Here is a 15,379-nt window from a genome sequence, read left to right as displayed (position 1 = left end):
TTCCCCTGTTAGCAACGTATTAAGGGTTAGCAGGCGATGGCGCCAGCTAACCGCTGGCAACGTGCGCTAACCCATCAGTCGGTGCAAACGATGGGTTAAAACACATTGGCTTGACGGTTATTTTAATTATCAATTCGCTTTTGGTCGAACTGATTTGAGAATTAATCTTGGCCAAAAAAAACAGGGCCGTCCCTCAAGAGGGCGGCCCTGCACATTACTCAAGCAGCGTACGCTTAGAAACAGCGGTATTAATCTGTCAATTTAACCAGCATCTTGCCTGTATTGCCGCCTTGGAACAGTTCCAGAAACGCATCGGGTGTCTGTTCCAGACCCTCTTTAACCGTCTCTTTATAATCGATATCGCCTGCGGCTACCTGCGGTGCCACTTCTTTAAGAAACTCGGGGTAATGCTCCCAGTGATCTGCCACGATGAACCCTTGCATCCTGGCTTTACGCACAACCATCTGCGACAGATTGCTGGGCCCCGGCGTGGGTTTTTCAGCATTATAGGTATCGATCATGCCGCACACGGCAATGCGAGCGCCTTCATTTAGCTGGCTTAACGCCGCTTCCAGGCAAATGCCGCCGACATTTTCGTAATACACATCGATGCCTTCCGGGCTTGCAAGCTGTATAGCGTCGCTGAGCTCTTGGGCGCCCCGATCCTTATAGGTAACCGGCTCCACGCCCAGCGATTCAAGCCAGGCGAGCTTATGTGCGGCGCCGGCAATGCCCACTACATGACAACCTTTAGCCTTGGCCAGTTGAACTACCAATGAGCCAACGGCACCGCTTGCCGCACTTACCAGAACGTTGTCACCGGGGCGGCATTCGGCAATAAGATTAAGGCCGGTCCAGGCCGTCATGCCCGGCATGCCCAGCACTCCAAGGTACGCTTGCTCGGGCACCTTGGCATCAGGCAGTGGATAAACGCCTGCCGAAGAAATCTGTGCAATATCGCGCCAGCCGCCCATGTGGCTCACGATGTCGCCCTCTTTCAGGCGCTCATCGTTTGAGGCGATCACTTCACCAATCGCACCGCCTTCCATGGGCTGGCCAAGACGAAAGGGCGCAACGTATGTGTGCTGACCGCTCATGCGGCCGCGCATGTAGGGATCCACGGAAAGCCAGCGGTTGCGAATGCGCACTTCGCCCGGATTGAGCTCAGGGAGTTCCTGGGTTTTTAGAGTAAACAGCTCGCGCTCGGGCAGGCCGTTGGGATAGTCGGTAAGCGTAAAATAACGCGATTGCATGGGTGCCTCCTGCAAAGCCATGTCGGATCAATGTACTTGCAGCATAGAGATCATTAACCTGCTTGCAAGTTCGTTATTTTTTTACAGTGTCGTTTTTTTTGGCAAAAAAATAGGGCGCTCTGTTGAGAGCGCCCTATACGATATTACGAACAGCGTGACTAGAATTGCGTTGAGCGGCTAAGGGGTACCACACACTTACGGGTATGTTATCCGTTAATCCAGCAACGTGACCATAACAGGGGCCGTACCACGGCGCAGCATACCTAATGCACGGGCTGCCCGCTTTGAGAGATCAATAATGCGTCCTTGAACAAACGGACCGCGATCATTGATCAGTACCTCTACTTCTTGCCCGGTATCAGGGCGGGTCACCAGCACTTTCGATCCAAACGGCAGGCTTGGGTGAGCGGCCGTTAGTGCCTGCTGGTCAAAGGCTTCTCCGCTGGCAGTGAGAGCGCCTTGAAAGCGGTCACTGTAGTAGGAGGCAACGCCTTCTTGTCCATCTATATCGTTTGCGAACGCGCTATTTGCTGTAATAGCTAAAAGCAATACAGCTAAACAACTCGTTCGGAGTAGTCGTGTAGGGGCTCCCATTGGAGTACCTCAGTTATTCGTGTCGAGAGTCTCGCAAGTTTCAATGAGGTGCCGGATCGGCGAAGCGATGGTAACGCGCCTGGATAAGCTCGGCAAGCTTTAAGACGTTCGACGCAATTGGCCCCAAAATTACGTTTTTTCTGCTGCTTGCGTTATGCCCTTTTATTTCAGCGGTTTAAAGAGATAGGTCAAAATATAAGTAAAGTTGTTTTGGTACATTAAAATGATATCGCTCATTGAGCATTTTACTTACCATTGCATATGGTTAAGTACTGAGAAACAACCCACTGTTTTATCTTTTATCAAGGGCGCACTAATGGCTAAATCCTCTCCTTTTGCATTAATAGTGGTTGCGGCAGGCGGTGCTGTTGTCGGCTTTTTAGTCGCCCAGAGCCTGCCTTCTGAAACGTTTGCATCTGACCCCGTATCGGCATCAGAAACGGCTGAGCAAAGCGCAACGCCTAGCGCATTAGCAGAGCTTGAAAGCGTGACGCTGGGCGAACGCATGGCAGGAGAAATTACTTCCAGCGACATGCTTAACGGTAACGATGGCAGCCGCTATGACCGTTACGCAATCAGCCTGGAAGAGGGAGATCTGGTCGAATTTAGCCTGCGTGGCGCCTTGAACGGTGTGGTCGCGCTTTATGATGATCAATTGCAGTTGCTCAGCAACGCGCCCACCGCCCGCCATCGTATTGAAGAAAGTGGCGATTATATGGTGGTGGTCAGCGGTGCTGATGGAAGCAGCTACGGGCCTTATACGCTCAATAGCCGAGTAATTGAGCTAAGTGGCGATAATGCTCTGAGCGTTGATGCTCCCTTGGACAGCTGGCTGGATGGCTCGTCGAGCGAATTTACCCTGACCATCGAAGAAGCGGGTATGTATCAGGTCGAAATGCGTTCTGATGAGTTTGACGCCTATCTGGTGCTCGAAGGTCCTAATGGCTATCGGCGTGAAGATGATGATAGCGCCGGGAATCTAGATGCCCGCATCTCTGACTTTCTGGCCCCCGGCGATTACACGCTGACTGCCAGCGCCCCTTATGGTGAAAGTGCGGGCCTTTTCACATTGTCGGCTGAACCGCGTGAACTGCCAGGCGATGGCGAGCTGCGTAACGATGGCACGATTGCGCCTAGCGACTCGTTAAACGGCTGGTTTAGTGGCCAAGAGCTTACCTATCAGGTAGAGGTGGAGGAAGCGGGCATGTACCAGATTGATATGGCCTCTGACGATATCGATGCCTATCTGGTGCTTGAAGGCCCTAACGGCTATTACCGTGAAGACGATGACAGTGGCGGTAACCTGGATGCACGCATTGCCGACTTTCTTGAGCCGGGCACCTATCAGTTAACCGCACGCACTGCGTACGGCAACGATAGCGGGCTGTTTAGCGTTACCATGGAGCCACGCGAGCTGCCGGAAGGCGTTGAGCTGCGTAACGACGGTGCGCTAACGCCGGATGAAACGTTAAGCGGCTGGTTTAACGGTGAATCGCTGACCTATCAGCTTGAGCTTGATGAAAGTTCATTGGTAACGGTGGATATGCGCTCCAGTGATTTTGATGCTTACCTGGAGCTTGAAGGCGAAGGCGTAGCTTACAGCGACGACGATGGTGGCACCGGCACCGATGCACGCCTGCAGCAACAGCTGCTACCGGGCATGTATACGATCATCGCACGTGGCTTCAGCGGTATGGACAGCGGGCTTTTTGAGCTGGAAGTAAGCGCTGAGCCAACACAAATGCAGCCTAGTATGTAATTCGTTATAGCTTGAGATGATAACGCCCTTGTCCACTATGTGGGCAAGGGCGTTTACGTTTGGCTAGTCTCAATCTTAACTTGCGGCAAGAGTCGTAGAACAGGGAGGTAAGGCATGTCAGGTTGGAAAATAAGTGTATTCCCCATCACCGCATTGCTGTTAAGCGGTTGTCAGTCGGCTGAGACCGATATGAGTAATACCAGTCCCTTGGTATATCAGCCGTTGGAAAAGCAGTACGTTTCACCCGAGTGCCAGGGCGAGCACTGCTCAACGGTGCAGATATCAGCGTTAACATTTCCAGATGCCCCGACGCTGACGGATGAGTTGCAAACGCGCTTACTGACGCTTGCCATGGGCATTACGGATGGGGCCGAAACGCCAGCACAGGACTGGGATAGCTACGCCCAGGATTTCTTTGTGCGTGCTGACGAGGATCGAGACGTACTGCCGCAATTTATGGCCAGTGACGCGCAGCTGGAGGCTAGTATTTACGCCCAGCACGATGATCTTTTAGTGCTTGAGCTCACAAGCTACGTCTACCACGCCGGGCAAGCGCACGGTCTGCCGTCTACGGTGTTTATGGTCATTGATGAGCGCCAGCAGAGCGTTGTTAGCTTGAATGACATGTTGATAAGCGGTCAGCAGGAGGCGTTTCAAGAAGCATTGGCCCAGGCCCACAAGCGGTGGATGGCCGAGCTGGATTATGACGATCAATATGCCAAAAGCTGGCCACTAGGCGAAAACCATAATGCGGCGCCGCTGGAAGACAGCTGGGTGATCAAATACAACGTCTACGAAATTGCTCCCTACGCCGTCGGCCAGCCAGAACTCACGATACCCTTGGAGGCTTTACAAGGCGTGGCTAAGCCTCGCTATTTAGGCCCGTGAATTTACGCTAAATTCTTGTCCGCTGTCCTGATGCCGTCGACATTGTTATTGAGGTAGACCTTGATGAGCCGGCAGAAGAAAGCCAGGGCCACCCTCTAGAATATCGCTGGTGGTCCCTGGCTGATTTGCACAACGCTACTGACAATGCGTTTACACCGAGCTGGCTGCCTGAATTGTTGGCCAGCGTGCAGGTGAGCGAACCGCCGTTGTCGCCTTCTTTATCGGCCAGCGTTTAAGCAGCCAATAACCACCAGCAGGGCGGCGGTGGGTAAGCGCCAGTCGAGTACGCTTACGCCAGCGAGCACCAGCAAGAAACCCGCTAAAATGGGTACGCCATAAGCAAGGCTGCCCACTAAACTTGCATGTCCCCAACGCAGGGCTTTATCCCAAGCCACCATGGCTACTCCATACGGGCCCAAACCCAGTGCCACGCCAGCAAGCAGCGCTTCACTGCTGGGCAGAACAAGCTGACCTTCCATCCCGATGCTGGCAATAGTGGCGATTGCGCAGGCAATCAATAGCATGCGGGGTAGAAGAGGGGTAATCGAAACCGGGGCGGCCTGGCTTAACCATGAATAGAGTGCCCAGCAGCAAGCTGCCAGCAGGGCAAGCCCGTACCCTAACGTCGCGCCGCCCAAGCCATTACTGATCGCCTGCGGTATCAGCAGAATAGCCGCGCCTGAAAAGGCAATTAAAGCCCCGATAATACCTGCCAGGCGTATCCGGCCAAAGCGGCTCCACTGGCTTAACAGCACGAACAATACCGGCCAAGTGTAGGTAATAAGTGCAGCCTCGGCCGCCGGGGCAAGGCGCATGCCGATAAAGTAAGTGCTGACCGCGCCGAGTATCAACAGCGGAATACCGACCCAGATGCCCAGCTGCCAGTTCAAGCTGCAGCTTGTTACATTAACGCGGCGACTTAACGGCAGGGTGGCAAAGGCTCCCGCTAGCAGCGTTAACGCTGTTAGCTGAAGCGGAGAAGAGGTATGGGCACGTTCGGCAAGTAGTGGCGCCACGCTCCATAGGATGACGGCCACCAACGCGGCGCCAACACTATACCAACGAGGAAACACAATAGGGGAGTGAGTACGTTGCATGAGCGGTCTCCTTGCCTAGAACATGTGCAAAGCAGCATACTCGTCAATAACACATCACAATATCGATCTTTTGTGATTAATTTAATCAAGAATGGTGATATATGCGTGCGCCAACGTTAGATCTCACCCTGCTGCGTACGCTAGTGGCGATTGCCGATACTGGTAGCGTCACGGCGGCTGCCAAACGGCTGGATTACACCCAGTCCACCGTGAGCATGCAGCTTCAGCGGCTGGAGGCTCAGTTGGCGCTCAGCCTGCATGAACGTGAAGGACGGCGTATCCGCTTTACCCCTGACGGTGAGCGGCTGCTTACCCACGCGCGTCGCCTATTGGCGCTTAACGACGAAGCGTGGGGCGATATGCAGGCCCAGCAGGTGACCGGAGATTTGACCCTGGGCATTCCGGAAGACTACGCCTCGCTGTTGCCATCGGTGTTTGCTTACTTTCATCAGCTTTATCCGGCCGTCGGGTTAAAGGTAATCTGCGGAACAAGCGCGCACTTGGTCGAGCAGGTTAAAGCCGCCGAGCTTGATTTAGCCTTGGTAACACGCCAGCGCAACTCGCCGGGCGGTGATGTTATCCGCCGCGAGCCGTTGGTCTGGGCGGTGGGGGTTAACCAGCAGCCGCTACTCAGCGACCCGATACCGTTGGCCCTTTATTCGCCCGGCGCCGACGTATTTAGAGAAGTCGCCGAGCAGGCTCTGCATGGCGCGGGACGTAATTGGCGGGTGGCTTATACCAGTCAGTCCATGGCGGGGTTGGCGCCTATCGTCATTGCCGGGCTTGCCGTGGTAGTGGTAACGCGCAGTATGTTGACGCCTTCACTACGCCCGTTGGATGAAAGTAGCGGCTTGCCAGCCTTGCCCATGATTGAGTTGGCACTGCACCGTGCGCCCCACCGGCCATCAGAGCCGGCCCGGCGTTTAGGTGAGTTGATCCGTGAACAGTTAGCTGCCCCTAGTGAGGCGCTATAAGATCAAGCGCCAAGCGTTGAATGATTAATCGACTTAATATAGCTAGACTAAACGCCATATAACGTTGCTGCTAGGAGTGCTCAATGCACGAGCTGGATCACTACATTTATCCACACCGGGTACTGCATTGGCTGGTGGCGGGCGCCGTACTGCTTGCCTTGGCCAGTGGTTTAACCATCGGAACGGTCGGCTATGAACGTACGGTGACGCTGGTGGGCAATACGCTTACTAACCTGCTCTATACCAGCCATAAAACCTTGGGTTTAACGATTTTACTGCTGATGACCCTGCGCATTATTACCCGCTTGGCGTTTGTGGTGCCTGATCATGATCCGCCCTTGAATGCGTTTGAGCGCATTGTCAGCACTAGCGTGCATCATCTGCTTTATTTGGCGCTGGTTATTATGCCGCTGCTGGGTTGGGTCGCGACTGCCAGCGGTGGGTACCCGGTTGAGTTTTTTCACTGGCATCTGCCCGCTCTAATTAGCGAGCGCCCAGCGCTTTCTGACCAACTCTATATATGGCATGGGCGTCTTGGCTGGGCCATTTTGGTATTGATCGTGCTGCACGTGACGGGTGCGTTATTTCACTGGCGAAGAAAGCACGATAACGTCACCAAACGTATGAGCCTATTCGACTAGGTTTTAAATGACTAGGTTTTAAGTGACTAGTTTTAAGCGACTAGGTTTCAAGCCCAAACCCTCGCAGGGAGCGATGATATATGGGCCTGCAGATTGCCTTCATTATCGGTTTGGCTGCCGTACATATCTTCGCCAGCAGGCTACGTAAGCTAAGCGCTGTGCCCCGCAGCGCCTGGCTTTCGTTAGCGGGTGGCGTTTCTGTTGCCTATGTCTTTATCCATATCTTTCCTGCTCTAAGCGATGCCCACGAAACCATTAACGCCCATGGCCTGCTGGCGGTGCTGGAGCATAACGCCTATATCGTGGCGTTAATTGGTTTGGCGGTGTTTTATGGGCTTGAGCAAGTCGCCACCAAGTACTCCCATAAAGGCCAGCAGGAGAACCCGGTTAATTTTCAAAAGCTGAAAGGCGTTTTTTGGATACATATTGGCTCTTTCTCGCTTTATAACGCGCTGATCGGCTACCTGTTGGTTTATCGCAATAATGAACTTCCCGCCATCATCTTCTTCTTTTTGGCAATGAGCGCGCACTTTTTGGTCAACGACCAGGGGCTGGTGCGTCATCATCGGGATATCTACTTGAGCAAGGGCCGCTGGGTGCTGGCCGCGGCGGTTATCGTCGGTTGGCTGATAGGGTTAAGCGTGGATGTGAGCGAACCCATTATCAGCCTGCTTTATGCGTTTGTGGCCGGTGGGATCGTGCTCAACGTTTTGAAAGAGGAGCTGCCTGAAGATCGCCACAGCCGCTTCTGGCCCTTTGCGTTAGGTGCACTTAGCTGTACTGTTTTGCTGTCATTTTCCTAGAACCATACGGCTATTTCGCAGATGCTCATCTAATGCATTATTAAGCTACCGTCCGATAGCTGTGTCTGGACTGCCTCATTTGTAAATGAAAATCACTTTGCGCATTGACTTGACGGAGTAGTACGTCAAACTCTTCCGCTCATATTCCCGTCAGGAAGCGCTAATGGAGTTGCTGCAGGTTGTCTTTCGTCACTACCGCTGGCCGTTTTTAGGTGCCATTGGTTTAAGCCTTTTGAGCGCGGGCCTGGGGGTCGGCGTTATTGCCTTTATTAATCAACGCCTAATAGAGGTAGGCAGCCCCATGTCAGCGCTACCTCAGTTTTTGGGGTTGTTGGCGGTGCTACTGGTGGTGACTCTGGCTACCCAATTAGCCCTTACCTTGCTGGGCCACCATTTTGTTTATGATCTTCGCTCAAGGCTTGTCAAACGCATTCTGGATACGGATATCGAGCGCCTTGAACAGCTGGGTAATGCCACGCTGCTGGCGAGTCTTTCAAGCGATGTGCGTAATATCACCATTGGGTTTGTGCGCCTGCCCGAGCTCGTCCAGGGCGTGGTGTTAACCCTTGCCTCGGTTGCGTATTTGGCGTGGCTCTCACCGGAAATGGTGGTGATTACCATTGTATGGATTGCATTCACCATGGGGGTGGGCTGGGTGCTGGTATCCAAGGTATATCGGCATTTTAATCTTGTACGGGCAACCGAAGATCGCCTTTATAAAGACTACCAATCGGCAATTGAAGGGCGCAAAGAGCTGGCGTTAAACCGCGACCGGGCAAAGCGTTTTTTTGATGACAGCTACACTGCTAATGCCCGGGATTACCGCTACCATATTATTCGTGCCGATACGTACCACCTGAGCGCCGGTAACTGGTCCAACATCATGATGTTGGGGGCCATTGGTGTGGTCTTCTTTATGGCTAATGGGCTTGGCTGGGCAACACCAGCCGTGGCGGCCACGTTTGCATTAACCCTGCTGTTTTTACGCACGCCGCTTATTCAGGCGGTAGGTGCCTGGCCGACTCTGATTAGCGCCCAGGTGGCGTTTGATAAGCTGGCAAGCCTGAAGCTTGCCGACTATCAGCCGGGTTTTGAGGTCGATGATGCCTTTGCATCCTGGCAGCGTCTGGAACTTGTCGATGTGACCTACCACTACCCCTCTGGTGAGCAGGGCGAGGGGTTTCATGTCGGGCCGGTCAATTTAACCCTGGCGCGTGGCGAACAGGTCTTTCTGATTGGCGGCAACGGAAGTGGTAAATCTACCTTTGCGCGGCTGTTAACCGGACTGTACCGTCCGCAAAGCGGGCAGATCAAGGTCGATGGGCAAGTGCTTACGTCTGCGCAGTGGCATGCCTTTCGGGCGCGATTTGCCAGTGTATTTACCGATTTCCATCAGTTTGATCTGGCCATGAAAGCCGGCGGTGAAAAAGCCGATCCGATACTTATCGATACGTGGTTAAAGCGTCTGCAGATGCAGCAAAAGCTGCAGTGGGAGGGCGATAGAGTAATCAATACCCAGCTTTCCCAGGGCCAGCGCAAACGCCTGGCACTTCTGTTGGCTATCGCCGAGGAACGGGACATTCTATTGCTGGATGAGTGGGCCGCCGACCAGGATCCGCAGTTCAGGCGGCTATTTTATCGCGAACTGCTGCCCCATCTGCGTGATATGGGTAAAACGGTGTTTGCGATTAGCCACGATGACAGCTACTTCGTTCACGCAGATCGTTTGCTGGAAATGTCTCAAGGGCAGCTACGCGAGCTAACCGGCGAGCAGCGTGATGTGGCGAGCCAGGATGCCGTCGCCCAGATCAATCATTAAACCGTATTAGTTTACGTTGACCGCTTGCGAGCCACGCGGTCACAGCCTTCCAGCGGACAGTTACTGCAGACGCTGAACTCATCCAGCAAGTAGCGCAGGCAGCAAAGCTTGCGCACTTGCTTCACTTCATCACTGCCTTTGGGTGTAAACGTGCGCACCGGCTGAAACAGGGGATTACGCTGCCCGTTAAGGTGGCGTGATTCCAGCAGGGCCCGTGCGGCACTGAGCGCCTCTTGATTGACCTCAGGATGCTCAGCCAGCGCATTCACGTAGAAATTCAGGTAGCCGCCAGCCGCCGGCATTGCTCCAAAACACCCGTGGGGCAGCACCAGATATGGCGGCCAGACGTTCAATAAGCGGTGCCCAGTGTTGATCAATCAATTTGGCAAAGCGCTTACCCGGGGCTTGCGTATCCAACGGCACGCCTTCATCAGGGAGCCAAAGCTGCTTTGTACATCCCTGTTCATTAACGATCACATGGACATTATCGAGCCCGACCGGTAAATCGCGGTTGAGGATAAGTTGTGCCGCAAGAGTAGGCACGGTTAGCGCAACAAAATGCCATTTCGACCACAGCGACGTGATCGCACGCTTATCGCCGCCTGGGTAGCGTGAGGCATAAAGCGAAATGTCTTGTTCTAACAATGCGGGGTTGCGCCAGCGAGCTGCCTTAATCGCGCCTGCGGGTATTTCTGTGCCAATCAGCGGGGGAGTGAAGGGAGCTAAAGGGCCCTTATAACAGTCGGCCAACGAGGGCAGGGCAGCTGCAGTCTGACGTAACGCAAAAGACATAACCGGACTCCAACACTGGGCGCTGGGAAGCATGAATGTGGGCAGTTTAAACGATAATGCATATCAATAAAATATCAGATCAACGCTGAATGCGTCTATATATCAAATGAAAATGAGTTTGTTTTGTTGTAGCCTTTGCATCGCTGCCCTGCTGTTACCCCCTATTGCTCTTAAAAATAAGGAACACTCATGTCGCTGCCTTCCCCCTCCTGGCGCTCTTTCACCTTTGTACTGCTGGGCGCTTTACCATTGCCTGGCGCTGTATGGGCGCAAGCGCCCAATAACGACGCCGCGCTTGAAACCGTAACCGTTATTGGCGAAGCAACGGCGCGTGGCGATACGCCGACTTCGGCGTTTGCCGGTGGTCAGGTGGCAGCTGGCGCGCGTATTGGCACCTGGGGGCAGCGCGCGGCCGCCGATATACCCTTCAATGTGATCGGCTTTACCGCAGATTTAATCGACAATCAGCAGGCAAAAACGCTGGCGGATGTGCTGATCAACGATGCCTCGGTACAAAGCGGTTTTGGTTATGGCAACTTCGCTGAAAAGTTTCAGATTCGTGGTTTTGAGCTTGATGGTGATGATATCTCTTATGGCGGCCTCTACGGCGTATTGCCGCGCCAAGTGGTTGCCACCAACCTTGCCGAGCGCGTGGAGCTGTTTAAAGGCGCCAATGCTTTTGCCAATGGCGTGTCGCCGAGCGGCTCTGGGGTGGGCGGGGCGATCAATATTGAGCCCAAACGCGCCGCAGATGAACCCCTCACCCAGCTGACTACCGCGGTGACCGACAGCGGCTATGTGGAAAGTGGCGTAGAGCTTGGGCGGCGTTTTGGTACCGAGAATCAGTTCGGCGTGCGTACCAGTATCGAGCGAGGCCGGGGGGACAGCGCAATTGATAATGAAGAGCAGCGTGCAACGTCGGCCGTTGTGGGGCTGGATTATCGCGGTGAGCGTGGTCGTGCTTCGCTGGATATTGGCCACCAGGCCCATACCATCCAAAGCGGTCGTTCGGTGGTTCACGTAGGCGCTGGTATGGACAGTGTTCCCAATGCCCCTTCGGCAAGTACCAACTATGCACCCCAATGGGCCAATACACAGCTTAAGACCAACTTTGCCATGCTGCGCGGTGAGTACGACATGACCGACAGCTGGACGGCCTATGCAGCATTGGGTGGCAGCAATACCCGGGAAAACGGAACCTATGGATCGCCCACCGTCAATGGCGCGGATGGTGCCGCCACTGTCGGCCAGATGAGCGTGCCGTATCGCGCTGAGGGTGTCGGCGGGCAGGCCGGTTTACGCGGGGCCTTCGATACGGGAGTCGTCAGCCACCAGCTGGATCTGGGCTATTCAAGCATCTATCGCACCACTCGGTCGGCCTATGCAATAGCCTCCTCATCCTTGACGAATATCTACCAACCAGCCGACGTGGCTTTCCGGGAGCCTGGGTCGATAGGGGGTGATTTGGATGACCCGAACTTGCGTAGCCGCACGCGCAACAGCGGCATATCGCTTTCCGATACCTTGGGCTTTCTGGATGATCGCCTGCTGTTGACCCTGGGAGCGCGCTATCAGGATATCGAGGTCACCAACTATAGCTATGAAGGTGAGTTCGACAACCGGTTCAGCGATACCCGCCTTTCGCCGGTATATGGCATCGTCGTGAAACCGACGGACTCCCTATCGCTCTATGCTAATCATATTGAAGCGCTACAGCCGGGTGATACGGCTCCCACCACGGCGGTGAATGCCGGGCAGAATATTGGTTTGATTGAAGCAGAGCAGAACGAAGTCGGCGCCAAACTCGATTTGGGCAACCTGGGCGGCAGTTTAAGTCTGTTTCAAATCGAGCAGCCCAATGCCTTTATTGACGCTGAAACCGGTGTTTACGCCTACTATGGCGAGCAGCGTAACCGTGGCGTGGAGCTAAGTGTTTACGGCGAGCCGATGGAGGGTTGGCGCCTGTTGAGCAGCGCGATGTGGATTAATCCTGAATTAACCCACACTACTGATGGTACAAACCAGGGCAACGACGCGGTGGGCGTGCCTAACTATCGCGTGGTTCTTGGCAGCGAGTGGGACATTCCACAAGCGCCGGGCTGGACGCTCAGTGGCCGAGCGGTACGGAACGGCAGCCAGTACCTGGACGCGGCCAATCAGTTGGAAGTCGATGCCTGGACTCGCTGGGATCTTGGCGTTCGCTACGCCATGCCGCTCAATACGAACACGCTAACCCTGCGCGCCAACATCGAAAACCTCACCGATGAAAACTACTGGGCCTCGGCAACCGGTGGTTACCTGACCCAGGGCGAGCCGCGTACGGTCAAGCTTTCCGCCGCACTGGACTTCTAAGCCAGGATTAATCGGCTAACAGCGCTTCGCTGAGCAAATCAGCGAAGCGCTTAGCAGATGGAAAACCACCAAAACTCCACACGGCAGGTAGCTGAATAACGCGCTGTTCTTGAACCGCAGGTAAATGCTGCCACAGTGCATTGCCAGAAAAATCATTATCCATGCCGGTAAGAAGCGGCTCGACCACCACCAGGGTGGCATCGGGATAGCTCAGCAGTTCCTCTAACGCCACGGTCGAAAAGCCCCACTGGTTGGTGGGTTGCTGCCAAGCGCTGGCCAGCCCCAAGCGCTCCAGCACTGCCTCAAACAGGCTGTTTTTACCAAATACGCGTAGATGTCGGGCATCGATAAACTGTACGACGAGTAGCGGAGGCTGCCCCTGTAACTGGCTTTTTCGATGCTCCAGGTAGGTTTCGACAGCGTCGATCAGGGAGACTGCTGCTGAATCATCGCCGTTTAATGCGGCTAATGTGTGGGTGGTGCGTGTCAGGCGCTGCCAGAGAGAGTCGCCGCGTTGGTAGGTGGCCAGCCCGGTTACCGGAGCAATGGAATTTAGCTGATCGCTCAAGCGCATAAACAGCGGTGAAAGCAGCACATGGTCGGGCGCTTGTTGCGCCATCAGCTCACGATTGGGCTGGCCGCGAAGGCCGATATCCAGAACGTTGGTGGGTAGCTGGTCGGCACCCACCCAACGCTTGTACTGAGGAATTTCCGCAAGCCCAATAGGCGGGTTGCCAAGCGCAATCAGCGTTTCGGCAATGGTCCAATCCAGCGTCACGATATTGGTTGAGGCCGCCACTTGAAGGGAGGTAAGCGCGCTGACGCAGGCCAGCGCTAACTGGCCGTAACGCAGGCGGCGCATCATTGGGCAACGGCGATGTTGTGCTCTCCATTGGGATGTTTCATTACCTGCATGGGCAGCCCGTAAATAGCTTCCAGAGTGCTATCAAGCATCATGTCATTTGGGGTGCCGTGGGCTAGCAGGCGACCACTGTGCAGCGCCATTAATTCATCGCAGTAGCGTGAAGCCATATTGATATCGTGCAGTACGATAATGACGCCCAAATTCAGTTCATCGCATAGCTTGCGGATCAGTGCCAGCACTTCTATTTGATGAGCGATATCCAGCGCAGCAAGGGGTTCATCAAGCAGCAGGAACCGGCTGCCCTGAGCAAGTAGCATCGCCAGCCATACCCGTTGGCGTTCCCCCCCCGAGAGCGTATCCACTAAGCGGTCTGCGAACGCCTCGGTGTGGGTGAGGGCGATGGCGCGCTCCACGGCGTCTTTATCCTTTTGCGTATGACGGCCCAAAAGCCCATGCCACGGGTAGCGACCAAACCCTACCAGCTCACGCCCGGTCAAGCTTTCGGCGCTGGGTAAATGCTGGGGAAGGTAGGCGACTTGGCGTGCAAATTCGCGGTTGCCCCACTCGCTCAGCGGGCGCTGGTCAAAGAGGATGTCGCCCTGAGTGTTAGGCTGTTGTTGAGCCATGAGCTTGATCAGCGTCGATTTTCCCGAGCCGTTATGGCCAATCAGACCGTAAACCTTGCCCTCGTGAAAGGTGTGCTCAATGGGATTGAGAATAGGCTTGCCATTGATTTCAAAGGTGGCGCCTTTGACCTCGAACATGAACGACTCCTGACAAAAGGATGAAGAGTAATGGCCCCATTCTAGTGCTAATGGTTCTCATTTTTAACAGTGAAGTGAAAAGATTTATTCGAAAGAGGGTAAACACCGCATCGAAGTGATTAGGCTAAGTTGAAGTGTTAGAGCGGAGATACAATTAACGCCTGAAGCACATACCTTTGGCATGCCGCCCTTAGATAAATCAGCAAGTATATCGTTATGAAAATTGGCTTAGCTCTCATTGGTTGACTTACTGCCCCTTAACGCAAATAATAATTATTGCTATTTATTCCGTAGTGTTAATTGAGGCAGGAGGCCAATCAGTGGATACCCAGACCTGGAGCGCTGAGTTAGAAGATATCTTCGTTAATCAGCGGCCCCGGCTCTGCTGTGTCGCTGCCAAGGTATTGGGTAATACTGATCAAGCCGATGATGTCGTGCAGGACGCTTATCTGAAAATTTCAGAAGCAACAACGCTTTTTGAAATTAAGCAACCCATATCCTATGTGTCACGTGTGGTACGCAATCTCGCCATTGATCGTTGCCGCCGCTCAGTATTTGAGTCAGCGCTGTTTGCAAAAGAAGAGGAGGGGGATAACGCCTCTTGTGCATCACATTCTCCAGAGGTGATCGCGATTGATCGCCAGGCTTTGGCCCTGGTGGTGGATGCGTTGGATGAGCTGCCTGAGCGTACGCGGTGCGCTTTTGAACTCTACCGGTCGGGTAGTCATACGCAGCGAGAAGTAGCCCATCTATTAGGTATTTCTACAACGTTAGTTAA

General features: G+C 54.1%; 15 protein-coding genes. 8 read left to right on the top strand and 7 right to left on the bottom strand.

Annotated features, from left to right (window positions below; all coding sequences use genetic code 11):
• Window positions 1-248: 248 nt before the first annotated feature.
• Window positions 249-1,253, bottom strand: coding sequence for an NADP-dependent oxidoreductase (locus ACT3XD_RS06755; protein ID WP_018917924.1), 1,005 nt, complete (start codon window positions 1,251-1,253; stop codon window positions 249-251).
• Window positions 1,254-1,466: 213 nt separating this feature from the next.
• Window positions 1,467-1,847 carry a septal ring lytic transglycosylase RlpA family protein gene (locus ACT3XD_RS06750; RefSeq protein ID WP_192537542.1) on the bottom strand — a complete coding sequence of 127 codons (381 nt, stop codon included), beginning with the start codon at window positions 1,845-1,847 and terminating at the stop codon, window positions 1,467-1,469.
• A gap of 316 nt (window positions 1,848-2,163) precedes the next feature.
• On the opposite strand from ACT3XD_RS06750, the gene ACT3XD_RS06745 reads away from it, so the two are divergent.
• Both ACT3XD_RS06745 and ACT3XD_RS06740 read left to right on the top strand, forming a co-directional pair.
• On the top strand, window positions 2,164-3,606 hold the full coding sequence (locus ACT3XD_RS06745) for a hypothetical protein (RefSeq protein WP_192537541.1): 1,443 nt from the start codon (window positions 2,164-2,166) through the stop codon (window positions 3,604-3,606).
• A gap of 114 nt (window positions 3,607-3,720) precedes the next feature.
• Entirely contained in the window at window positions 3,721-4,494 is a 774-nt protein-coding gene (locus ACT3XD_RS06740; protein ID WP_192537540.1) for an RsiV family protein, read from the top strand.
• 218 nt (window positions 4,495-4,712) lie between these two features.
• Here ACT3XD_RS06740 and ACT3XD_RS06735 read toward each other — a convergent pair whose 3' ends face one another.
• The gene (locus ACT3XD_RS06735; RefSeq protein WP_192537539.1) at window positions 4,713-5,591 is read right to left on the bottom strand and encodes a DMT family transporter; all 879 of its coding nucleotides are present in this window, start codon (window positions 5,589-5,591) and stop codon (window positions 4,713-4,715) included.
• A 101-nt stretch (window positions 5,592-5,692) separates the two neighbouring features.
• Here ACT3XD_RS06735 and ACT3XD_RS06730 point away from each other — a divergent pair, with 101 nt between their 5' ends.
• From ACT3XD_RS06730 to ACT3XD_RS06715, 4 genes are all read left to right on the top strand, one after another.
• Window positions 5,693-6,565: a LysR substrate-binding domain-containing protein gene (locus ACT3XD_RS06730; protein WP_192537538.1), complete on the top strand. Its 873-nt coding sequence runs from the start codon at window positions 5,693-5,695 to the stop codon at window positions 6,563-6,565.
• An 83-nt stretch (window positions 6,566-6,648) separates the two neighbouring features.
• On the top strand, window positions 6,649-7,206 hold the full coding sequence (locus ACT3XD_RS06725; protein ID WP_192537537.1) for a cytochrome b: 558 nt from the start codon (window positions 6,649-6,651) through the stop codon (window positions 7,204-7,206).
• An 80-nt stretch (window positions 7,207-7,286) separates the two neighbouring features.
• Window positions 7,287-8,009, top strand: coding sequence for a hypothetical protein (locus ACT3XD_RS06720; RefSeq protein ID WP_192537536.1), 723 nt, complete (start codon window positions 7,287-7,289; stop codon window positions 8,007-8,009).
• A 163-nt stretch (window positions 8,010-8,172) separates the two neighbouring features.
• On the top strand, window positions 8,173-9,828 hold the full coding sequence (locus ACT3XD_RS06715; protein WP_192537535.1) for a multidrug ABC transporter permease/ATP-binding protein: 1,656 nt from the start codon (window positions 8,173-8,175) through the stop codon (window positions 9,826-9,828).
• 11 nt (window positions 9,829-9,839) lie between these two features.
• Here the strand turns inward: ACT3XD_RS06715 and ACT3XD_RS06710 are convergent, their stop codons facing one another.
• Window positions 9,840-10,097, bottom strand: a complete 258-nt coding sequence (locus tag ACT3XD_RS06710; protein ID WP_287078388.1) for a (2Fe-2S)-binding protein — start codon at window positions 10,095-10,097, stop codon at window positions 9,840-9,842.
• The gene (gene fhuF / locus ACT3XD_RS06705) at window positions 10,081-10,620 is read right to left on the bottom strand and encodes a siderophore-iron reductase FhuF (protein WP_263974096.1); all 540 of its coding nucleotides are present in this window, start codon (window positions 10,618-10,620) and stop codon (window positions 10,081-10,083) included. Before fhuF ends, ACT3XD_RS06710 begins: the two co-directional genes overlap by 17 nt.
• 189 nt (window positions 10,621-10,809) lie before the next feature.
• Between fhuF and ACT3XD_RS06700 the strand changes: the two genes are divergently transcribed.
• A complete protein-coding gene (locus tag ACT3XD_RS06700) occupies window positions 10,810-12,972 on the top strand; it encodes a TonB-dependent receptor (protein ID WP_192537534.1) in 2,163 nt (720 codons plus the stop codon).
• 7 nt (window positions 12,973-12,979) lie between these two features.
• On the opposite strand, the gene ACT3XD_RS06695 is transcribed toward ACT3XD_RS06700, so the two are convergent.
• Together ACT3XD_RS06695 and ACT3XD_RS06690 are read right to left on the bottom strand one after the other, a co-directional pair.
• Entirely contained in the window at window positions 12,980-13,837 is an 858-nt protein-coding gene (locus ACT3XD_RS06695) for an ABC transporter substrate-binding protein (RefSeq protein WP_225736093.1), read from the bottom strand.
• A complete protein-coding gene (locus ACT3XD_RS06690; RefSeq protein WP_192537533.1) occupies window positions 13,834-14,601 on the bottom strand; it encodes an ATP-binding cassette domain-containing protein in 768 nt (255 codons plus the stop codon). Before ACT3XD_RS06690 ends, ACT3XD_RS06695 begins: the two co-directional genes overlap by 4 nt.
• 320 nt (window positions 14,602-14,921) lie before the next feature.
• Between ACT3XD_RS06690 and ACT3XD_RS06685 the strand changes: the two genes are divergently transcribed.
• On the top strand, window positions 14,922-15,379 hold a 458-nt coding region (locus ACT3XD_RS06685), incomplete at its 3' end, for a sigma-70 family RNA polymerase sigma factor (protein WP_444280549.1).

This window comes from Halomonas sp. AOP7-B1-5, assembly GCF_052353045.1.
Classification (GTDB): Bacteria; Pseudomonadota; Gammaproteobacteria; order Pseudomonadales; family Halomonadaceae; genus Vreelandella; species Vreelandella colorata.
This window is presented reverse-complemented; position numbering and strand designations above follow the sequence as displayed.